Below are 20,892 nucleotides of genomic sequence, written 5' to 3' on the forward strand. Positions count from 1 at the left end.
TCACCCTAAATTCAATCAACAAATGACGAATGAAAAATGATTAACTCAATTTAAACTGACCCACTTCTGCTTGTAACGCTTGCGCGACTTGTCGGAGTTGTTCAAATGAGTAAGATACGTCACTGGCTCCTGTGGATGTGTGTGCGGCAATGTTTGCTACTTTTGTCATGGTTTCAGTTACAGATTCAGCGGCTTGTGTCTGAATTAATGTGGCATCTGTAATGGCTTCAACGAGTTTACTAATCTTGGCGGATACGGTGGTAATTTGGTTCAGGGAGGCGCGGGTTTCATCTACGAGTTTTGTACCCATAACTACCTGTTCTGTACCTGCTTCCATTGCAGTTACCACCTCGTTAGTTTCCGCTTGAATCGCCGCCACAAGCTTTTCAATTTCACTCGTCGCATCGGCTGACTGTTGTGCCAGCGATCGCACTTCGTCGGCAACCACCGCAAACCCTCGTCCTTCTTCCCCGGCGCGGGCTGCCTCAATGGAGGCGTTGAGCGCCAGCAAGTTGGTTTGGGCGGCAAAGGTGCTAATCAGGTTAACGACGGTGGAAATCTTTTGTGAGGATTCACCCAAGTGTTTGACTTTTTTCGCCGTTTCTGCTACTGTTTCGCGGATGGCGAGAATCCCGTCTACAGTACGGTTCATCGCCACGTCTCCTGCTTGTACCATTTGAGACGCTTCTTGCACAGCGGTTAAGGCTTGTTCAGCGTTATTCGCGACCATTCGCACCGACTGAGCCATTTCTTGGGCGCGGTCAAGAGCGACGGAAATTTCTTCGGCTTGGTGCAGCGCTTCTTCTGCCAAGGATTGAACCGCAACTTCATTAAAGCTCGTGGTTTCAGCCACTTGACCCGCCGCCGCTTGCACCTGGTTAACGATTTTCCGCAGGTTAGCAACGGTAGCATTATAGGAGTCCGCGATCGTACCAATTTCATCTTCCGTGACTCGTGCGCGAATGGTTAGGTCACCTTTACTAATCGGGTCTACTTCCTTGAGCAGTTCCAAAGCTCGGTGTTGCAAACCTTCTTTCAATTGACGCTGTTCTTCCGCCAGGTTTCGCGTTTGGTCAAGTAGAGTCAGTCGGTCAAGAGACAGTCGCATTTGGTCGGCTAAGCGTTGGAGGAAATCGATTTCCTCTGGCTGCCATGGGTGGGAGTTCTGGCAGTGGTGAACGCTGAGCAAGGCAAAGGGTTGACCTTGAGACAGGAGTAAAACATCTAGGGTAGACTTTACTTCTAGATGTTCCATAAACTTTAACTGTTCAGCCGATAACCCAGCGGCGGTAATATTGGTGATTGCCACAATACCGTCATCGCTGTGAGTGGCAAGCTGTTTTGGCGACAGGGGGGGATGTTTGATATTGCTATTAAACGCATGAAACTGACCGGGCGTCACGGATTCAGCCATAGCCTCGCCACTGCCGTCAGAGTTGAGACGATAAACAATTACCCGATCCGCTTTATAGATTTTGCGAGCATTAATCACCGCGATATCAAAGATATCTTGGATCGCTTGGGCGTCAAAGGAACGGACACTGGTAATTTCTGCCAATAAGTTTGCCTTTTCTGCTGCCAAGGTTTGTTGCTGCACCAAACTTCCGAGCTGTTGAGCCATGTCGTTGATGTTTTTACCCAAGACAGCCAGTTCGTCTTCCCCAGCCACGTTTAGACGGGTATCCAAGTCTCCCTGACCAATTTTGGTTACCGCGTCGGCGGCACTCACAATTGGGGTTGTAGCGCGGTTGGCAATGGCGGCGGCTACCGCTGACACCAGCAAAGCGGTGAGCGCTGTACCACTAGCTAGAGCGAGAAGTAACTGTCGCTGCGGTTCAAACGCAATCTTGGTTGGCGTGGCTACAGCCGCACTCCAGGGAAGTTTTGGCACACCTTCAAGTTCGTGTAAGGGAGCATAAGCTAACAAGTCTTGACTGTTATCAATCGTGTCAGTTGTCACCGTACTTCCTGGCTTGCCTGCAGTTTTCAATTGCTCAAAGTGAGCAAACACTTCTGCGGCATTCTTTTGCTGCTTATCCGGCTGGTTGGATACGAAAATTTCAGGCGTTTCTTCAGACAAGTCAATTAGGTGGTATTGGTCACCGCCAGCGCCGAAACTGGAAACCAAGTCATCAAGAGCTTCCACAGGCATACGAGATCGAATAGTGCCAATGGTTTTACCCGTGACTTGATCTTTAACGGGTGCAGCAATGTGGATCACAAACTTCCCACTGGAATCAGAGATCCCAGGGTTGCCAATATAGGGTTGATCCAGTTTGAGGGCGGCTTGAATGTAATCGCGATCGCTGTGGTTACCTAAAGGCTCTCCCTGAGACTGTACAATCACATTGCCATTGAGATCAAACACGGCAATGCTGTCATAGATTTTGTAAAATTCGATGTAGTTGTCCAGAGTGGTTTGTTTTTGAGCCAGGGTTGTTGATTCAACCAGTTTGGGATCAGTGAGAACTTGCAGACTCGCCATAACCTGAATATCCCCGTAACGTTCCCGCATGAAGCGAATCACCTTATCTTCCATCCCTTCAGCCCGGGCGATTTTCGCTTCGGCAATTTCTGTAACAACCGCTCGGTCAGCAAAATAGTAGGCGGTGATTCCAGTCACCAGTACGGGAAGCGTACCAATCAGGATTGCCACAGCCGTGGCTTTATTTCGCAGATTCAGCCGTTGCCACCAAGAGGTTGATGAATGTTGTGTGGGAATAGTTTGATTCTTTGCCTTATAGCCTCCCCCATCAGGTTCTAGTCGTTTGAGAGCGTTTGGGGTTGGAGTCGAGAGGCTGTGAGCAGAAAGGGGATAATCCATGAGTGCTGCGCCATCATCACTAGATGTCAGCTTGGAAATAGCACCGTTATTCTTGGCGGAATTTGTGTTGGGTGATGTTTGAGTCATGATATGAACCTCATCGTTGAACATCAATAGGGTAGAAAGGATAGTACTCAACTGATCCGCAAGCCAAAGGAAAGCCTTGCGTTTGGTTAAGCAATACCGGATAGGTTATGAAATTAAGCAGAATTTTTTTGGCGATAGTTGTCAGCCGTCTTCAATTGGCTGCTTTCGAGAGATTTTTGATAGACGCCAATCGCAGTTAAAACATGCTTCTCGAATAGCAAGTAACACAAATGACAAAATCTACTGAGTTTTGGGCATTGCTTCGGTAATGGCTGTACCATCGAGAACGGCTAACATCTCACCCGTGGATTTCACCCAATATCCCCGCAAAAATGGAGCAAGTTCGGGAGTAACGGGAGCAGAGGGTGGGGATTGAATCCCATCGGGATTGCACCACTCAATATCTTCGACACGGTTTACCACAAGTCCTAGTATCTGACTTTTGACTTGGGTAGAGGTTTGTGACGGGGAAGGAGTATTTAACACAATTGCCGTGTAATTTGAAGCACCGGTTATCTGCTGATACCACGGCGTGAGTCCGACTAAATGTCCGACATCCACCATCCAAAGAATCTCACCCCGCCAGTTATAAACACCCATAACCCAAGGGGGTGTATGAGGGATGGGGACAATCTGACCCATGGGAATATTCAACACCTCAGTTAACTGACGAACGGACAACAAAGCGGTTGTATCCGGTAGCAGATGAAACCGCAAAAACTGTTCTGTTTCACTAGCTACAGACGCAGGCGATCGCAGCTGGATCTGCATGGACGATGAGAAGAGGTTTTGGGTTGATAAAGTGTCAGACATAGTCACGAACCGTTTTGTTTGTAGTAGGCACTTTAGTGTTTGTAGTAGGCACGAAGCGTGCCTTATGCTTGACTTACCAGCACTAAAGTGCTGACTAGGAACACTTTAATTAGGTGCGAATGAGCTGTTTAACAGTGCGGACGAGTTCGTTTTGATCAACGGGTTTAGCTAGGTAAGCATCTGCTCCCTGTTTCATTCCCCAAAACTTATCCATTTCACCTCCTTTTGTCGAACAAATAACGACAGGAATATTGCTGGTTTCAGCCGCTGCTTTTAATTCGCGACAAACTTCAAAACCACTGCGACCCGGTAGCACGATGTCTAAAATAATCACATCCGGTTTTTGCGTGCTAATTTTAGTCAGAGCCTCTTCGCCACTATGAGCGACCAAGACATTGATCCCACCTTGCTGTAAGCAACTGGTGATAATTTGCATATCCGTTGAGGAATCTTCAACAACTAGAGCTGTTCCCATGGTAATTACCTAATGAATACAAAAGAAATTGGTCAATGATAGTTAGTGTCAGACTCACGTCAATTCATCGCCTTACTAACCCTGAACGATGAACAAGCAACAATCAATAAACACCCTGTTTTATATGCTTGTGGAGTACAGTGAGCAGATCTCTAGAACTTAAAGGTTTGCTCAAGAAATCCGATGCACCAACAAACTTAGCGTGAAGTCTATCCGCTGCCCCATCTTTTCCGGTCAAAAAAACAATCGGCGTTTTTTGGAAACAGGACAGTTTGCGTAATTGAGTGCAAAGCTCATATCCATTTACATTTGGCATCACCAAGTCTAAAAAGATTAGATCCGGTTTTCGTGCCAAAAGAGTTGGAATGGCTCGCAGGGCATTTTCCACACCAATAAATCGGTAACCTGCCGCCCCGATTACTTTTTCCATGGTGTGAATCACCCAACGACTGTCATCTACACAAGCAACCAGGGATTTAGTTGCATCTACGTTTGCACTTTTGAGTGGTATTTTCGGTAGGTTAGCTTTCCCAGAGGTGGGGGCAATACCCGTGGGATAAGCTTTAACCTTCTCTTTCCCTGGCTCTGCGAGGTGTCGTGGCGAGACGTGCCGTGGCGAGACGTGCCGTGGCTCGTCTCTACATTTTTCTCGGCTTTCTTGCTTGTGAGCACCAACATTTTCTCTATGCCTTGCCGTATTGGGGGTGGGTGCTGTTAAATCGGGAATGTTACTTAGTTCTACCCAGCCTAATTCCAGGTAAGGGATTAACGCTTGGGCAATATCCACAACATGCCGACGCTGTTTTACCGCTAAGTCAAGCAATGTATGTTGTCCGTCGAGTAGGTTAGTTAAAGTTTGGTAAACCTCGACGGAACGGTTTTTGCGTAACTGTTCCGGTTGTTTGATCACGGGGGCTTGATTAGGAGAATAATCCGCAAGCTGGGCATTCTGCCAAGTCTGCCACAAAGATTGTACCTGTGCGATCGCTTGATCAATTTCAATCAAAACCAGTTTCGTGGGTAACGAATAATTATGCTGGATTTGATGGGTTACTTGCTTCGCTTGCACGAGATCGAACACAACCTCAGTAAGCACCGCACGAATCATGTTGGCAGCTTGTTCTGGAGTGATTCGTCGCTGCTTGACCCATAGAGACAATAGCTGATAGTCCCAGCATGTTTTAGAATTAATACTGGCTAAATCACGCCGAATTGTATCAGGATGAGTCAAAATTTGAGGGCAGTGAATGGCTAAATTGCGTTGCCACCGTCTCACAGGATGAACTCCTCCTGTGGCATAAAGAATACCGCCCAGGTACAAAAAAAATATCCATTGGTGTCCCTTTGGATCGTTCAACACCAGTTCACCACTAAACTGAAATCGCTGCAAGGTTCTAAGAGACCGAACTTGCTCTAGGGAAGAGAGCGTTGGAGTTGAGATTACAGAGGGAATTTGTCTAGCCGTCATCGGTTTCTTGCTATGACTAAGGGATTAACAAAAGCCGGAAATGTCTAATAGTGTCGGTGTTTTATACCCGCGTTAGACTTCAGCCGCTTTTGCAGGGAACAATTAAGCTTGGAGTCCTTCAGCGTTGTGCCACAAATTATTTGGCGCATTCAGTTATCCAAAACTTTAGAGATTCAAAATTAGTCAATCGCGAGTGGTAGAGGTCCCTAGGTGGGTCAACTCTTTTCGGGGAGAATAAGATGTGCAGTTGGTTGGTCTGCGACTGGTCACTCCTGATCGGCTAAGAGTTGAGCTTTTAGAGATTGTCTTACACGTTAGACAATCTGTAATACAGACTAACTTACTTTCCCATGTTTGTCTAGAGGAATCGGAGCTGAAGTGACTATTTGAGGTAAGTTTTAGACAAAGCTTTACAAAAGACTCCGTTTCCTAAAGTTCAGGTTAATCCTTCGTCAGAATTTATTGAAAATAATAGGTAAATTAACTCAGTCTATAATTCTCCTTAACCTCGACACTTGATTTCAATGGGGTGCAAGTTCAAGGATTTAAAATAGTAAAAATTTTATCTATTCAAGAGATTATTTATAATTCAAAAAATTTAATTTTTTCGGGGTATTATTAATATATCTTTACATCAAAAGTATTGGCTTGGCGGTTAAAACCGCAGCTACACAAACAAAACCCGCCGACGCGGGTTTTAAAATCCTTAATCTTCCGTTATGACAAATGACATCTAGCCTTCGCTCAAATTCATCTGACCTCGAAATCCTGTAACAATGCGGCTGCCATCTTTGAGGATATGAATCTCCATTTGATCAGAAGCCCAGGTAATTTGGTCTTTTAATGCGGGATTAAATACACGGACGCGCTGATTTCGAGATGAGACGGGTGAATCGGGGGAATTAATTGCTAAGGATTCGACAAAGGGACCATCGACTAAAATATCGAGTTGTCGTAATAACTCTTGTGCGCCTGGAGGTGCATCAGGTGATTGCAGTTCTCCTAAAGTAAATCCACTAAATGACATAACATTTAACCCCGCCGCTTTGAGTTTCTTGGCTAACTGGGCTAGGGCTGGTGCTTGCCAAAAAGGTTCTCCACCAGAAAAGGTGACTCCTTGATTACTGCGATTGGATAAAATTTTATCCGCTAATTCATCAACTGCGATTAACTGATTAATTTCAAATGACCAGGATGCTGGATTGAAACAGCTAGGGCATTCTCGGTTACACCCTTGCACCCAAACAACAGCGCGACAGCCAGGACCATTCACTTCTGACTCGTCAACGTACCCCATAATATTTAGATATCCAGGGGGAATGTCATTGGTGATTCGTTCTTTGTCATTAGTCATTGGTCTTTTGTCCTTTGTCAAAGATTTCCACAACGCTTTAACTCAATCGGGGCGGGTTTAGTTGCATCTCTTGTGAGGTCAGAAACGATAATAGTGAAAAGAGCCCCTACACCCTTCAGGGCGGGTTTTGAACAAAATGTTATCATTAACAGTCCCTAAACCCGCCCCTACACCCTTCAGGGCGGGTTTTGAATAAAATGTTATCATTAACAGCGAGACGAAAGTCCCTAAACCCGCCCCTACACCCTTCAGGGCGGGTTTTGAACAAAATGTTATCATTAACAGCGAGACGAAAGTCCCTAAACCCGCCCCTACACCCTTCAGGGCGGGTTTTGAACAAAATGTTATCATTAACAGCGAGACGAAAGTCCCTAAACCCGCCCCTACACACTCAAAACTTTTTCAACGGGGAGCGCATCGAACGGGGATATTGGTTTCATCTTGTATTTTAGTGGCAAAGGCTTGTAAGACATCCCGACTAACTCGCTTGAGTTGTTGTACAGGATAGGAACGTGATTCAGTGGGGGTATGATTACCACGTCCATCGAGTTGATGAGTTAAGGGTTTAGGACGGGTGGGGGTGTTGAGTTGAATTTCATCGGGATGTAGCGATCGCACTAATTGCATGTAAGTTTCTTGACTGGGCTGATTCGGTGGGGTTAACAGCATCGTTTGTATTCCCATTTGTCCTGGATACCCCTGACGAAATTCCTGGATACCTGTCCAGATTTTGAGCCAATCGACTTCCATGACAGGACGATTGACACGCCGTAGTTGATCTTGATTCACAGCATCTAGTTTAACTGAGACTTTATCCGCCAAGGATAACGCCGCCTGCACGTCTTTATTACCTAAAAGTGTGCCATTTGTCAAGACCAAGACAGGTTTGTGAGTAATTTCCTTAACCTGGGAAATAATCTCAGCCAGGTTGAGGGCTAGAGTTGGTTCACCATTACCACTGAGGGTTACCACATCTACATCCCAAGGGGCAAAAGCTTGTAAATCTTGGATAATTTTTGCGGTAGGGACAAAAACTTGACGTTGGCTGGTGCGGACTTGAATTTCCCCTAGCTGACAATAGACGCAGTTAAATGAGCAAGTTGATTGGAGTCCAATGGGATCAATACCCAGCGATCGCCCGTAGCGCCAAGAGTCCACTGGACCATAGACGGAGGTGAATGTGGCGGTTGATTGAGTGGTCATAATTTTTCCTCCTGTATTAGACGAGGATTCCTCACATCGGTTGCGAGGAGATGTTTTCTCTATTGTCCGCTATTCACCACCGGACATGGTGTGAGTTGGTTTGGGTTGCGCTATCCTAAAAGAGGAGTTAGCTAGCCGCCAATGGAGTTGTAGGAGGAAGGTATTATAACTAACAAAGACAAGCAACGAATCAACCGTCAAATCAAGTCTCCTCAGGTTCTGTTGATTGATCACGAGAATAACAATCGCGGTTTGATCGATACTCGTGAGGCTTTACAACTGGCTAAAGATGTAGGTCTGGATTTGGTGGTAGTCTCTGAGCGTAAAGAGGCTCCCGTGGCAAAAATATTGGACTACGGTAAGCATCAGTACCAACAGAAGAAACGCCAGCGCCAGAGTTCCAAGCCAACGCTCAAGGAAGTGAAACTGCGTCCAAATGTGGGCGAGTCTGATTACAGCTTACGCATCAACAGAGCTGTTGAGTGGTTGAAAAAAGGCGATTCTGTGAAGTTTCAGGTGCGTCTGCGGGGTCGGGAACATCAACATCGCGATCGCGCCACAGAATTGCTGGAGCGGGTGGTGACTGATCTGGGTGAAGTTGGCAAAGTTCAGTCTTTTGATCGGCGGGCGCTGGTGCTTCAGATTGTTCCATCCTAGATTAGTGTTACCGTGTGGGTAACGCTGTTGCAAAAAAAGCCCCCGCGTTTTAACCGGGGGAGTGTCAATGCTGATGTCTAATCGACCATCACCTTTGTCAAACCTTAGCGGGATGTGAGGTGATCAGCATTGGGTTACCCTGGTAGGAGTTAGCCCGTAGGATATTCTATTGAACTTAGGAGGAAAGTCTTATCGCTAAGAAACAGAAACAACTGATGAACCATAAAATCAGATCACCTCAGGTTTTGTTGATTGACCATGAAAATAACAATCGTGGTTTGACTGATACCCGTGAGGCTCTACAAGTCGCTAAGGATGCAGGACTTGATTTAGTAGTCGTCTCTCAAACTAAAGACGCTCCCGTGGCGAAGGTTTTGGACTACGGGAAACATCAGTACCAGCAGAAAAAGCGTCAACGCCAAAGTTCTAAACCAACGCTTAAGGAAGTGAAATTGCGTCCGAATGTTGGTGACTCCGATTACGGCTTACGCATCAAAAGAGCGCTCGACTGGTTGGATAAAGGTAATTTAGTTAAGTTTCAGGTGCGTCTGAGAGGTCGAGAACATCAGCATCGCGATCGCGCAAACGAATTGCTAGAGCGTGTGATTGCGGATCTCGGCGAAGCGGGGAAAGTCCAGTCTTTTGATAAGCGATCGCTGATTGTTCAGGTGGCTCCCGGCTAGATTAGCCTTTCACTCACAGATAATATCATTTAGATTGTAGAGACGTTGCATGCAACGTCTCTATAATGTTTGGTTGTCTCTAACTTATGATCAAGTACAGATAGTTTAATGACCAGAAGTCCACGATATGATCCAGCACAGAAGCAACTCACTTAGGTGAACAGGTTTTTCCCGAAGCATGTCCTTACACTCCAGAACAAATCATGAATCCTGAATTCCTACCGGAGCCGAATCAGGTTGATGGTCAAGGGGAGTAAATGATCCACCGACAATAAGAAGATTTCACGTTTCATTTCGCCAAACTATAAATACTCCTGCTCGATAATTTTTAGGATTTCAGTATCCAACTTATGAATTTTGGTGGTGACAACATCCCACACAATATGGTAATCAACGCCAAAATAATTATGGATTAAGCGGTCACCCATTCCCGCGATCGCACGCCATTCAATTGTGGTATAGTTCTGATACCAAATCCGCCTTTATTACCCCCTTTTGCCACGGCGATTGAAATCGCTGCTACACAAACTTTCGTCCGCCTACGCGGACTTCGTTATAACGGGGGTAGCTAACCCTGATTTGGTATAACGTAGTGTATCAAGTAGTTGTTTAACCGCTTCGCCAATTACTTCAATGCTATAGCAAGCCCTAAATAGAATGGAACAAGCGAGAGGCTTGAAACCCAGCTATAGCAAGGATTTCAGTTTTGAAAATTGCCACAACCTAAATAGGATTGCTATACGAACATAACTTAAAGGATTTGGTGAATACTCTCAACAACCTGCTCAACAAAGTTAACTGCATCGCTGACTAGAATTTCATTAATGTACCAGCGGCTTCCAATATTATATGTAGGATCTATATCAGCTTCATGAGCAATTTTGTTTCTACGATCAACTATCGCACTCAGTTGTTGTTTAACATCTTTGGCGGATCTGCCCAACTTCTGAGCAACCTCTTCCCACAATTTCTTATCTGAAATTAGTCGAATGGCATCGGCTATTTTTTCAGGTTGCTGAAAGCTTTGATAGCTAAGACGTTCTCGGACTTCATCTTCGAGCCAAGAAGCATTGTTCAGTCTGTTCAAAACACTATTTAATATAACTGGGAGCAAAGCTGAGACTGTGTGAGATTGCTGCAAAAATGAGGAACCTTGACTTTGTTGGATTTCATTCTCTAACCAGGATGCAATATCCATCGCTATCAATCGTTCTTGTCGTGCGCCACCTAGGGAAACTTGAAAACGAGAAAATGCAGATTCAGAACTGTTGTTTGGAGGATTAGGTTCGGAACGCTGACCCCTGTGAATCTCTAGCATTCCTAGGGTTACAACTTCATGGACATAGTAATCCAAGGCGCTCACAGCTAGAACCAGAGCAGCCCTCAAAATATCTGACAAATCTAGGGCGGGAGTTGATTGGGCTTTGACAGAGTTGTGAATAGAAATCAGATCTCGAACACGAGCAATGCTGATTCGGAATTGCTCAAGCGCTGACTGCATAGGAAGGAGACGTTAGTCCTATAATCTTATCGGCTAAATCCGAAAATGTGCTTTCAAATTTTTCTTGCTTCTCTTGAGCCTTTTCTATAACATTGCCCTGCCATTTAGCAGAACGTAATTGCTCAGGTGTCAAGGCATAGACGGGTGCTTGATGCTCCTGTGACAGAGCTATTAAACTATTAAAGTTAGGAATTTTCGTAAGAGTGTAACTTTGATCAATACCATTCTCCCTATAAAGTTGTTCGGGAAGCATCATGTTATTTTGCCTCAGAACAGGAATCAGTTTTCTAGCAACATCTTGCTCAATTTTCTGAATCCATTTTTCAAAAGCAGCCGTTTCCTTGCCGCGAATGATCCGAAAATTTTGAACAATAGTACCTAAAAAGCGTAGTGTAATGTCAGGAAAGGGATAGGATGCTCCTTTCAAGACAGGAAGTGAACTAGCTTGTTTAGCCCAGGCGTACCATTTGGGTAGAACTTTAGCTAACGAATCAATTGCCATTACAGAAAAGAAATCGGCAGTAGTAGGCACGATAAAAAAGTCACTGGTCATTAGTAAATTTTGATTGATTGCTCCTAAACTCGGACTCATATCAATCAAAATGTAATCTGCACTAAACTTTTCAGCAGTTTTATTCAATAAATCTGTAATAGAGCCGGGTAAGTTTTTGAGAGCCTGAATTGAGCCACTTAGCTCTTGAGCAATTCCCAATGTGACTTCATATTCCGCAAAACCCACATGACCAGGCAGTAAAAACAGTCCATCTTGTCCCTCAATGGGAATGCAGTCTACTGCCTCAATAGCCCTTGGCTGTGACTCAAAAGCTGGTGCTAGCCCTGTTCTAATATTTGAATGTGTATTGTAAATCGCTTCAATTCTTTCCTCGTCGCTCTCTGTTCCTTGCCCTAAAGCCATACCCGTTAGGTTGCACTGGGGGTCGGTATCTACAAGAATTACTGTTTTTCCCTTTGAGGCAAGCATCCAACCAAGATTAAAGGTGGTTGTAGTTTTGCTGACTCCGCCTTTGTGATTAAAGAAGGCAATTTTTTGAACCATTGCACTTACTACTGCCTCTTAGTTCTCCAACTTTAGACTTTAGTATAGCGTAAGCCTGACTTTTCCGGACTTACTCTGCAAAATGGTTAGTTTCAAGGACTCCCATGCTAGCTCTACCTAGGTTTTATGCCCCAATAGTAACCTAATCAGCACAGAATTGAGATACAAAGCCCTGCTAAAATGGAATTAATGGCGAAGTAAAGAAAAAAGCAGAAGAATATTCAAAAGTTAACAGTCTAGAATTTCCTTAATAACACTTTGTATATCTCGGTCGCCAGGACGTTTGGTAAACTGCTCATGACTATAAATCCAAACAGGTTTGACTATGCAGGTAGTCGTATTGACTAAATACATCAATCTGATTTGTCCGGAAGCCCCTTTGGAAATCCTAAACTCTAACTTGTGAAATGTCCATCCTTCTGTTAATTTAATCTTTCCCGGCAACGGTTCATTTCGGGAGTTTCTGGGATACTGATCTTCAGTTAAATCTTCTAAGATGTCGGCGACAAGCTCAACAAAACTAGCGCCATGAACTTTGGCAAGTTTCTTGAAAGAACGTTTGAAATTATCGGATTCTTCAATCAAGAATTGACTTGAGCCAGTCACGCACTTCTCCTTTCTGAATGCGATTTGGGCATTGTGAAGTCTGAACATCCGTCAGAATTTTGGACATTACCGACTCATACGCAGGATTGTCACGTTCTATGACATCGAGCTTTTGATGACCGAGTTCTTTCATATCCTCTCGCAGAATGGGTTCAGTTGAACTTGCTTCAGGTGGTAATCCCCTGCGAGCTTTGCGCCAAGGAAACTCGAAGTGAGTCATGCCACTCAGTCGATAGGCATGATAGCTACCGAAATATTCCCACGTTTCTTTTAATAGCTCTTGCTTGTCATCAGGTATCTGTAACAAGAATTCTTGGGTAGGAATGGGTAATTGTTCAGCTTCAAATTTACTATAAAATCTATAAGCAGGAGGACAAACAGGACCGTACCGCCATGCTTGGATTTCCTCATCAAACAATGGCTCATCGTACAAGGCTAAATGTAGACTTTGTGCATAATACAGAAGCTTTTGAACCTTCATATTGGTCATTTCAGCTTCTATACCGTCCTCGTATGCTCTGACAATGAAGTAGCGAGCTGCATTGAGACAATCGATCATAGCCCAGACCCGCAAATTAAAACAATCTTAAAGCAAACATACATACTTAGTATTATAGTCGAAGTCTATGTTTATGTAGTACATAATTACTATTTTATTGACAGTGGCAATATAGGGTTCAGGTTTCAAGTTGTATAAATTTTACCTCCCTTACATCCAATCGGCTGATTGAGGATGATGCAGGATGTAAGTTGAAACGAATATCCGCTTGAATCGCTTATCTCGTCTGTAGACTTGACTCAATTGGATAATCCTTTGATAGTGGAATTGGTTCCACTAGCGACAAACCCAATAAACGCAGACCCCAACGCTCAAACCAAGGTACAGATAACCCCCATCGCATCTTAGTCAAGAAAAATCGCTCAAAGGCAATCTTCAACCAGCTTACCCAACGACCGCGTTTTGCGATCGCACGGCGCCGTTGACCCGTTTTCGGATCAGGTAAAACGGGATCAGCCAAGAATACAATTCCCGTATCACCAAAATCCGCCATACAAATTGCTGCCAAAGTTGGCGTCATCGGTGCAGCTTGAATCACACCTAACTCTCTAGCAATGTTGTGCGCCACCGCCATACCCATCGCCTCCGCCATTTGCCCTGTTTTTGGCACACCGATAGGCAAAGGTGTCTTTTCCGGTGGCGATAACTGCACCACCACCCCCGCACTATAGATAGAGGGAAATGAGGGATGCTGATATGTTGGTAATACAGGTAGAAAACCCTTCTCATCACTCAACCCAGGGACATCTCGGACAAAGCGCGGTCCCCGGAACGGCGGTAGCAGCATGGCATAGTGGAATGGTAGCCTATGAGCCTCTGCTAAGGTTATCTGTTGCGGATGAATGGCAGTAATTTCAGCATTCTCAATCACCTCAATCTGCCGTTGACGCATTAATTCAGTTAGCAACTCCGCCGAATGTGCCATACCCCCAATTCCCAAATGACCCGCATAGGGTTCTGGGGTGACAAAGGTAATCGGTACTTGTTCTCGCAATCCCTGTCGCCGCAACATCCAATCGGCTAATAGGGCAAACTCATAAGCCGGTCCCATACAACTCGCACCCGGAACCGCCCCCACAACCAAAGGTCCCGGATTTTCCAGAAATTTCGCCCACGCTTGTTTTGCCATCAAAGCATGGTGAGGATTGCACACCGATTGGGTGTAACCGCGATCGGGTCCTAATCCTGGAATGGCATCTAGGGCTAATTCTGCCCCGGTAGCAATCACTACATAGTCATAATCAATTGACCTGTCTCCCACCCTTAACCATTGAGCGTGGGGGTCAAGATCGGTTACCTTACCTTGAACAAACTCAATTTGACGGGATCTTACCACAGAAGCAATATCTACTTGAATTCGCTGGAGTGGAGTCAAATTGAACGCAACCCAAGGAAGAGAAGGAATAAACGTAAATTGAGGTTTGTCACAAATCAACGTAATTCGGTGGACGTGAGGCAGGAGATGCCGCAGTTCGTAAGCGGTAGGTAGTCCGCCAATACCCGCACCGATTACCACAATATGAGCCATGATTACACCACGGTTTATTAAAACTATACAACTTTGTAACTATATTTGCATTCTATATGAACTGAGTCATGCCCCACAACGAAACACCTGTAGGAAGTGTGTAGGAATCACCCCCTTGCCATCCGTGTCAACTTAAGCCACAACCCTCGCACTCGTTTTCAGCGGAGGCAGAGCCTCAAAAGGAGCATTCCTAGGCAGAGCCTAGGAACGAGGGTACTACGAAAAAATTACCCACACCTGAAGCAGATCATCTCTCCAGAAAATTATTACTTGACTAAATAGTAAAATAGTTATTAAACTAGGTAACAACTCGTAAATCTTTTTTACACAAATCGGAGGATATCCATGGAAGAGAGTCTATCGATGCAAAGTCCCTCAATGTCTCGGCGACAGCTTCTCAACTTCCTCACCGGGGCTACCATCGCCGCCACAGCTAGCGCCGCCCTCTATCCAGCCGCTAAATTCTTTGTCCCACCCCAAGAAGGAGGCGCAGATGGTTCGATTATCGCCAAAGATAAATTAGGGAATCCCATCCCAGTGTCCCAGATAGTCGCCCAAGGTGCAGGCGCCCGTGCTTTGGTTGCGGGTTTGGCAGGTGAACCGACGTATTTAACCGTTACCGACGATAACACCTTAAACTCAATCGGAATTATCGATAACTGCACCCACTTAGGTTGTACCTTTCCTTGGAACAATATCGACCAACAATTTCAATGTCCCTGTCACGGGTCTCGTTATAGTCCAGATGGTTCGGTTGTCCGGGGTCCGGCTGACCGTCCCCTGAAGCTGGTGCAGGTTAACATCGAAGGCGACTACATCCGCATAGCGCCTTGGACAGAAACTGATCCCCGCACTGGAGAAACACCGTGGTGGGTGTAAATCCTAGTAATTTTGTCTGATACTAGTCTGTATGACGTTGCACTTTTACCCCACCGCCTACGGCACCTCCCCTGACTCAGGGGAGGTTGGGAGGGGTGAATGAATCAGTGCCATGTTATGAAGAAATGGTATGAGATTTTGTTGCATTTTCCACGTTACTATAGACTTTCGGTCAAAAATGTCTATGGAAACAGCAATGCTATTGAGTTTTAACATTTTGAATTGGCAATAACCTATGAACTCTGTCTCCTCTTTCTCGCCCTCTGTCAAAGACTGTTCTCCACAAGAATTTGTCCAATCTCCAAATCAGCTTTTACTCATCGATGTCCGCAGTGGTTTTGAATATGCTATGGGTCACGCTCCGGGCGCAATTAACCTCAGTTTACCCCGCATTCTTATCGGCATGATCCCGATATTTCGCCGCTGGGTTTTACCGCCATGGTTCCAAGATTTGCCCAAAGATAAACCCATTGCCGTTATTTGTTTAACCGCCCATCGCAGTCCTATTGCTGCCAAACAACTGGCTAAAGCGGGTTTTGCTAAGGTGTTTAACATCACGGGCGGTATGGTGGAATGGCGACGGTTAGGCTTAGAGATTGAAACCAATTCGTAAGTGAATCGCTGATAGGAAACAACCTTGATGTTGACTTGCTACCATGAAAGTTCCCTGATTGTGAATGGTGAATCATTATGGTACTGAAAATACAACCCTGCTCAAACTGGTACAAACAGTTATTTGCTTGGGGAATGGCGAAAGCAAACACGGCGGATGAAAATGCCATTCAATTGGTAAATTGCGGTGACCATTCTACCCTAGCTCAACTCAAGCAGGCTTTATTTGCCGATTTACAGGGTAAGATTGTAGAAATTGGACCAGGGGCTGGGGTTAATTTAGAGTATTATCCCACTGACATTCATTGGATAGGCGTTGAACCGAATCCCTTTATGCATTCCTACATAGAACAGGAAGCCCAACAGGTTGGGTTGGAGAGGATTGATATAAAAACTGGGTCGGCTGAACGGATTGATGTTGATGATAATAGTGTGGATGCTGTTGTCAGTACCTACGTCCTCTGTTCCGTCAGCAATCTTCCTGCAACGGTGCAAGAAATCCGGCGAGTTCTTAAGCCAGGGGGTCGCTTTTTGTTTGTTGAACATGTGGCGGCTGAATCTGGCAGTTGGCAACGGCGGATTCAAGGTAGCATTGAGCCGATTTGGAAAACAGTGTTTGATGGGTGTCATCCAAATCGGGAAACCTGGATGGCGTTAGAAAAGGCTGGATTTGAAAACCTAAATTATCAACAGTTTCAGGTTTCTTTTCCAATTGTTAGCCCTCATATTTCTGGAGTGGCTACTAAAAGTAGAGATGTGTCATAACAGAATTTTTGCAAAAGTCAGTCTTGTTAGCTTATTGCTAAATAGGGGTGGAAGCGAGAATTGGGAGCCAACAAATAAATTTCTGGAACCCAAAGCTCAAGTAAGCTAAAGCTTACTGAATAAGTCTTTCTCAGTTTTTTTGAATTGTTACAACTATGCAACTCACAAAAAAAAATCTACCTGAACGTCTGAGTCACATTTACGATGCGATTGTCGTTGGCGGCGGCGCCGGTGGACTTTCTGCTGGAATCTATCTGCAACGATTTCGCCTTTCAAGCTTAATTATTGATAAAGGCAAAGCTCGCTCATTCTGGATGCAGGAATTGCACAATTATTTAGGCTTACCACCGGATACTCCGGGTCGTGTCCTGTTGCAACAAGGGAAACAGCATTATACATCTTTAAATGGCGATATGCTGAATGGTTATGTTGAGGAAGTGGTGGATGAGGGAGATAGGTTTGCCGTGCGGGTGAAAGTGGGTCGTAAAAATAGTATTTACCCCGTCTTACGCTCGAAATACTTAATTGCTGCGAGTGGCATTATCGACAACTTACCCCCTTTGGAGGATATGCAAAATGTCTTTGATTATGCAGGATATAACTTGCATGTCTGTATGGTTTGTGATGGCTACGAAATGACCGATAAACAATGTGGTTTCTTTGCGGGTAGTGAAGCCAGTATTGAAGAAATGGTGTTTAATCTCAGTTGGTTTACACCTTATATCACCGTGTTCACCCATGGAATGTTTGAGGTGAGTGACTCCATGCGTTCCCAACTGCAAAATCATGGTTATCGTTTGGTGGAAACCCCGATTAAGAAATTCTTGGGTAAAAATCACCAGATGACGGGAGTTGAGTTAGCGGATGGGTCAATTATTCCCTTAGAAACTGGATTGATTTCTATGGGGTCACGCTATCACAATACTTATCTCAAAGGATTCAATTTGGATGTCAAGGGTAGTAATCTGATTAGCGATAAAATGGGGCGGACGTCTCACCCGCGAATTTTTGCGATTGGAGACTTGAAGGTGGGGTTAAATCAAGTGGTTGTGGCGGCTGGAGATGGTGCTTTAGCAGCGACTCAGATTTGGCGAGATATTCGTCGGGAATCGGGTCCCCGCCCCTGGGAGGAAAATCGAGCGGTTTCTGTTTAGCGACAGGAGTGAATGGGTTATGAAATATGAGATGGGTAGGGAGAATAATCAAAGCAGTAATTGTGCCAAAGTTATCCAAATTTGGTTGGGTTTGATCTTGTCTGCAAGCCAACTATTTAAGGGAAGAGATTGCTGACGATAAATTTTCGATACCAACAATGAATAAACAACTTTATCAAGGAAAAATAATGATGAAAACAAACAAAAAGATATCAGTAATGCTCCTGGGATGGTTACTGATTTTAACGCTATTGAGTGGTGTATTCTTTCCTAAATATGCCCTAGCCGCCGTAGAATCTAAGGTGATGCGTCCACCTAGCGCAGAAGTCTATACAGCAGTCGATCAGTTGCTGAATTCTCTACCACGAGATTACTATACGGTGATGCCAGTGAATCAGTTAAAAAACAAGCTAAAAAACGAGGATAATCTAGTATTAGTTGATGTGCGAGAACCGTCAGAATATGCTTCAGGACACATTCCTGGCGCTATTAATATTCCCGTGCGATCGCTCACTCAAAATTTAGATAAAATTCCCACGGATAAACCTGTTGTTTTATACTGTTCTAGTGGGCATCGCACGGCAATTGGCATGACGGCATTGCGGTTGTTAGGTTACACGAATGTTCGTAGTTTTCCTCCCAGTATTAATGGCTGGAAGGAGGCTGGTGAACCTTTAGAAAAGTAAATCTGTTTAATTCCAGGAATACTCTTCTGGGAGCATGTCAGTTTTGTAAGTAAGTGACATGCTCCCGTTGTACTCCTACAATTTACGTTGATTATGACAGGCTTACCCTCGAACAAAGATGTGAATGAGAATGTTCACAAATTGACAATGGATAATGAACAATGTATAATGTCTCCTTAAAAGAAGAGGAGTGAATTTAAGGAAAATATTTTTTAATTTCTTCGTAAACGAAGAGGTCTTAGACCTAATTAATCAATTATCAATTATCAATTATTAATTATCCATTGATAAAAAGTAAGGTAGGATAAGGACAGGCTAACTACTGAATGTTGTTGTCTCCGGCTCTTTCACCGGATTTTTTAGCAAATTAAACAGAATTTGTCAAGCTACCCCCATCTGGAGCTTGATAAAATCAATAACGGTTGTCAATCCGTTTTGAGTCTTTAAATTCGTAAATACAAATGGCTTATCACCTCGCATCTTTTTGGCATCTCGTTCCATCACGCCCAAATCAGCCCCAACCATGGGCGCTAAATCTATTTTATTAATTACTAGCAAATCCGATTTGGTAATTCCGGGTCCACCTTTGCGGGGAATCTTGTCACCGGCGGCGACATCTATGACGTAAATAGTCAAATCGACGAGTTCCGGGCTGAAGGTGGCGGCTAGGTTATCTCCCCCACTTTCTAAGAAGACTAAATCTAATGGGGTGAACTTTTGTTCTAACTCTTCAATTGCTGCTAAATTCAGGGAGGCATCCTCTCGAATCGCCGTATGTGGGCAACCTCCCGTTTCCACACCCCGGATGCGATCGCGCTCTAATGCTTGAGAGTTTACCAAAAATTGGGCATCTTCCTGGGTGTAAATGTCATTGGTGACAACAGCAATTTGATAGGATGCTCGCATCGCCTTACACAAAGCATCCAATAAAGCGGTTTTTCCGGAACCCACTGGTCCTGCAATACCAACGCGGAATGTACTCATCAACCGTGTTTGGGATGTAATTTCTCAACTATAAACTAAAATTGACGAGCTATCTGAATATTATTCAGCCTTGCGCCCCTACGGGTGTGGTATTACATCATGAAAGCGGCGATAGTCAATAATTCGCCGTCCATCTCGACTTCTTGATAAGATATCCACAAACCGCTGATTCCAGATAATTTCCTCAGCAATGTACGAGTGACGGGCATGAATAGTTTGGGAAACAGTTTCATCTAACCCCGTAAACGTTACTACAATTTCCACCTCGGCTTCAGCTAGCGACTCTGGCGTCATCCCAAACAAAGAACTACTCTGATCAATAGGATGCATCGCCGTCCAAGTTAATGTAAAAATAGGCGTCTGACTACGAACCAATTTTAGGTCATAAAACCGACGCATAAATTCCCCTTCTGCTGTGATCTCATTACGCAGCAAACTCACTGTTAACTGCGCTTCCAAAATTTGGTTATAGCGTTCATTCGCCATCCGAAACATTAACGTCGGTACACCATTGTGAACAGTAATAACCGCCACACGACTGAACAGAACTCTGGCGGTAGGACGAGAAAAACGGGCAAACATTAATCCTGTCGCCGTGGTGAGCCCCATTAAACCAGTTAGGGCTTCAATGGTGACTAAGATATTTGTGTAGGTACAGTCTGGGCGGGGATACATCGCACCGTAGCCAATCGATGCCATGGTTTGAACACTGAAGAAAAAAGCGTCCCAGAACAAACCCGGACGGGCATTTTCGATGCAATCACCGCCTGCCAAATACAAAACAGCAAATACAACATTAATGAGTATATAACCCCCCCCAATTAGCACGAAGAACCAAGACCAATCTAGCGTCAACAGTAAATGGTAAGGATCACGCCAATGGCTGTGGGATATTCCTTTTCTAGCGATATCAAACCGCCTGCGCTTATCCCGACTCACGATGCGGGATTGGGAAAACTGACGAGGTGTTTTGTTCATTGAAGTTGGCGGAAGGTAT

Annotated in this window: 21 protein-coding genes; 7 read left to right on the top strand and 14 right to left on the bottom strand. The window is 44.7% G+C overall.

The annotated features are described in order from the left end of the window. Positions 1-40 precede the first annotated feature (40 nt). The 6 genes from RLO19_RS18175 to RLO19_RS18200 form a co-directional block, all read right to left on the bottom strand. Positions 41-2,911: a methyl-accepting chemotaxis protein gene (locus RLO19_RS18175; protein WP_446358642.1), complete on the bottom strand. Its 2,871-nt coding sequence runs from the start codon at positions 2,909-2,911 to the stop codon at positions 41-43. 240 nt (positions 2,912-3,151) lie between these two features. Then, on the bottom strand, positions 3,152-3,724 hold the full coding sequence (locus RLO19_RS18180) for a chemotaxis protein CheW (protein WP_446358644.1): 573 nt from the start codon (positions 3,722-3,724) through the stop codon (positions 3,152-3,154). Between the two features lie 109 nt (positions 3,725-3,833). Next, positions 3,834-4,199, bottom strand: coding sequence for a response regulator transcription factor (locus RLO19_RS18185; RefSeq protein ID WP_446358646.1), 366 nt, complete (start codon positions 4,197-4,199; stop codon positions 3,834-3,836). 103 nt (positions 4,200-4,302) lie between these two features. After that, positions 4,303-5,667: a response regulator gene (locus tag RLO19_RS18190; protein ID WP_446358648.1), complete on the bottom strand. Its 1,365-nt coding sequence runs from the start codon at positions 5,665-5,667 to the stop codon at positions 4,303-4,305. Between the two features lie 733 nt (positions 5,668-6,400). Next, complete coding sequence (locus RLO19_RS18195) at positions 6,401-7,021, bottom strand: 4Fe-4S single cluster domain-containing protein (RefSeq protein WP_446358650.1); 621 nt, start codon at positions 7,019-7,021, stop codon at positions 6,401-6,403. Between the two features lie 402 nt (positions 7,022-7,423). Continuing rightward, a complete protein-coding gene (locus tag RLO19_RS18200; RefSeq protein ID WP_446358652.1) occupies positions 7,424-8,224 on the bottom strand; it encodes a radical SAM protein in 801 nt (266 codons plus the stop codon). Positions 8,225-8,389: 165 nt separating this feature from the next. Here RLO19_RS18200 and infC (RLO19_RS18205) point away from each other — a divergent pair, with 165 nt between their 5' ends. After that, a complete protein-coding gene (infC, locus tag RLO19_RS18205; protein ID WP_446358692.1) occupies positions 8,390-8,881 on the top strand; it encodes a translation initiation factor IF-3 in 492 nt (163 codons plus the stop codon). A 191-nt stretch (positions 8,882-9,072) separates the two neighbouring features. Further along, positions 9,073-9,564 (top strand): translation initiation factor IF-3, encoded by a 492-nt coding sequence (gene infC, locus RLO19_RS18210; protein ID WP_446358694.1) that lies wholly within the window; start codon positions 9,073-9,075, stop codon positions 9,562-9,564. 302 nt (positions 9,565-9,866) lie between these two features. Here the strand turns inward: infC (RLO19_RS18210) and RLO19_RS18215 are convergent, their stop codons facing one another. The 6 genes from RLO19_RS18215 to RLO19_RS18240 all read right to left on the bottom strand — a co-directional run bounded on the left by RLO19_RS18215 (position 9,867) and on the right by RLO19_RS18240 (position 14,815). Continuing rightward, positions 9,867-10,040 (bottom strand): HepT-like ribonuclease domain-containing protein, encoded by a 174-nt coding sequence (locus RLO19_RS18215; protein WP_446358696.1) that lies wholly within the window; start codon positions 10,038-10,040, stop codon positions 9,867-9,869. A gap of 275 nt (positions 10,041-10,315) precedes the next feature. Further along, complete coding sequence (locus RLO19_RS18220) at positions 10,316-11,065, bottom strand: HEPN domain-containing protein (RefSeq protein WP_446358653.1); 750 nt, start codon at positions 11,063-11,065, stop codon at positions 10,316-10,318. Beyond that, entirely contained in the window at positions 11,049-12,122 is a 1,074-nt protein-coding gene (locus RLO19_RS18225) for a ParA family protein (protein ID WP_446358655.1), read from the bottom strand. Before RLO19_RS18225 ends, RLO19_RS18220 begins: the two co-directional genes overlap by 17 nt. A 228-nt stretch (positions 12,123-12,350) precedes the next feature. Beyond that, entirely contained in the window at positions 12,351-12,728 is a 378-nt protein-coding gene (locus RLO19_RS18230) for a hypothetical protein (protein WP_446358656.1), read from the bottom strand. Continuing rightward, on the bottom strand, positions 12,700-13,287 hold the full coding sequence (locus RLO19_RS18235) for a Panacea domain-containing protein (protein WP_446358658.1): 588 nt from the start codon (positions 13,285-13,287) through the stop codon (positions 12,700-12,702). The genes RLO19_RS18230 and RLO19_RS18235 overlap by 29 nt, the downstream gene beginning before the upstream one ends. 217 nt (positions 13,288-13,504) lie before the next feature. Then, the gene (locus RLO19_RS18240; protein ID WP_446358660.1) at positions 13,505-14,815 is read right to left on the bottom strand and encodes an NAD(P)/FAD-dependent oxidoreductase; all 1,311 of its coding nucleotides are present in this window, start codon (positions 14,813-14,815) and stop codon (positions 13,505-13,507) included. Positions 14,816-15,160: 345 nt separating this feature from the next. Between RLO19_RS18240 and petC the strand changes: the two genes are divergently transcribed. The 5 genes from petC (at position 15,161) to RLO19_RS18265 (ending at position 18,911) form a co-directional block, all read left to right on the top strand. After that, positions 15,161-15,694, top strand: a complete 534-nt coding sequence (gene petC / locus RLO19_RS18245; RefSeq protein ID WP_446358662.1) for a cytochrome b6-f complex iron-sulfur subunit — start codon at positions 15,161-15,163, stop codon at positions 15,692-15,694. Between the two features lie 235 nt (positions 15,695-15,929). Further along, positions 15,930-16,307 carry a rhodanese-like domain-containing protein gene (locus RLO19_RS18250; protein ID WP_446358664.1) on the top strand — a complete coding sequence of 126 codons (378 nt, stop codon included), beginning with the start codon at positions 15,930-15,932 and terminating at the stop codon, positions 16,305-16,307. A 77-nt stretch (positions 16,308-16,384) separates the two neighbouring features. Further along, positions 16,385-17,071, top strand: coding sequence for a class I SAM-dependent methyltransferase (locus RLO19_RS18255; protein ID WP_446358666.1), 687 nt, complete (start codon positions 16,385-16,387; stop codon positions 17,069-17,071). Positions 17,072-17,226: 155 nt separating this feature from the next. After that, positions 17,227-18,225 (top strand): NAD(P)/FAD-dependent oxidoreductase, encoded by a 999-nt coding sequence (locus RLO19_RS18260; RefSeq protein ID WP_446358668.1) that lies wholly within the window; start codon positions 17,227-17,229, stop codon positions 18,223-18,225. Between the two features lie 158 nt (positions 18,226-18,383). Further along, on the top strand, positions 18,384-18,911 hold the full coding sequence (locus RLO19_RS18265; RefSeq protein ID WP_446358670.1) for a rhodanese-like domain-containing protein: 528 nt from the start codon (positions 18,384-18,386) through the stop codon (positions 18,909-18,911). Between the two features lie 381 nt (positions 18,912-19,292). Here the strand turns inward: RLO19_RS18265 and ureG are convergent, their stop codons facing one another. Together ureG and RLO19_RS18275 are read right to left on the bottom strand one after the other, a co-directional pair. Then, positions 19,293-19,895 carry an urease accessory protein UreG gene (gene ureG, locus RLO19_RS18270; RefSeq protein WP_446358672.1) on the bottom strand — a complete coding sequence of 201 codons (603 nt, stop codon included), beginning with the start codon at positions 19,893-19,895 and terminating at the stop codon, positions 19,293-19,295. 78 nt (positions 19,896-19,973) lie between these two features. After that, positions 19,974-20,873, bottom strand: a complete 900-nt coding sequence (locus RLO19_RS18275; protein WP_446358674.1) for an ion channel — start codon at positions 20,871-20,873, stop codon at positions 19,974-19,976. Positions 20,874-20,892 lie beyond the last annotated feature (19 nt).

Origin of the sequence: Coleofasciculus sp. G2-EDA-02 (assembly GCF_040226375.1) — a bacterium.
Lineage (GTDB): Bacteria > Cyanobacteriota > Cyanobacteriia > Cyanobacteriales > Coleofasciculaceae > Coleofasciculus.

Bases quoted from the DNA above. Each gene is read 5' to 3' on its own strand.
- RLO19_RS18195 (WP_446358650.1), bottom strand. From the start codon at position 7,021: ATGACTAATGACAAAGAACGAATCACCAATGACATTCCCCCTGGATAT.
- ureG (WP_446358672.1), bottom strand. From the start codon at position 19,895: ATGAGTACATTCCGCGTTGGTATTGCAGGACCAGTGGGTTCCGGAAAA.
- RLO19_RS18250 (WP_446358664.1), top strand. From the start codon at position 15,930: ATGAACTCTGTCTCCTCTTTCTCGCCCTCTGTCAAAGACTGTTCTCCA.
- RLO19_RS18185 (WP_446358646.1), bottom strand. From the start codon at position 4,199: ATGGGAACAGCTCTAGTTGTTGAAGATTCCTCAACGGATATGCAAATT.
- RLO19_RS18255 (WP_446358666.1), top strand. From the start codon at position 16,385: ATGGTACTGAAAATACAACCCTGCTCAAACTGGTACAAACAGTTATTT.
- RLO19_RS18180 (WP_446358644.1), bottom strand. From the start codon at position 3,724: ATGTCTGACACTTTATCAACCCAAAACCTCTTCTCATCGTCCATGCAG.
- RLO19_RS18190 (WP_446358648.1), bottom strand. From the start codon at position 5,667: ATGACGGCTAGACAAATTCCCTCTGTAATCTCAACTCCAACGCTCTCT.
- RLO19_RS18220 (WP_446358653.1), bottom strand. From the start codon at position 11,065: ATGCAGTCAGCGCTTGAGCAATTCCGAATCAGCATTGCTCGTGTTCGA.
- RLO19_RS18265 (WP_446358670.1), top strand. From the start codon at position 18,384: ATGAATAAACAACTTTATCAAGGAAAAATAATGATGAAAACAAACAAA.
- RLO19_RS18240 (WP_446358660.1), bottom strand. From the start codon at position 14,815: ATGGCTCATATTGTGGTAATCGGTGCGGGTATTGGCGGACTACCTACC.
- RLO19_RS18260 (WP_446358668.1), top strand. From the start codon at position 17,227: ATGCAACTCACAAAAAAAAATCTACCTGAACGTCTGAGTCACATTTAC.
- RLO19_RS18200 (WP_446358652.1), bottom strand. From the start codon at position 8,224: ATGACCACTCAATCAACCGCCACATTCACCTCCGTCTATGGTCCAGTG.
- RLO19_RS18175 (WP_446358642.1), bottom strand. From the start codon at position 2,911: ATGACTCAAACATCACCCAACACAAATTCCGCCAAGAATAACGGTGCT.
- RLO19_RS18225 (WP_446358655.1), bottom strand. From the start codon at position 12,122: ATGGTTCAAAAAATTGCCTTCTTTAATCACAAAGGCGGAGTCAGCAAA.
- RLO19_RS18235 (WP_446358658.1), bottom strand. From the start codon at position 13,287: ATGATCGATTGTCTCAATGCAGCTCGCTACTTCATTGTCAGAGCATAC.
- petC (WP_446358662.1), top strand. From the start codon at position 15,161: ATGGAAGAGAGTCTATCGATGCAAAGTCCCTCAATGTCTCGGCGACAG.
- RLO19_RS18275 (WP_446358674.1), bottom strand. From the start codon at position 20,873: ATGAACAAAACACCTCGTCAGTTTTCCCAATCCCGCATCGTGAGTCGG.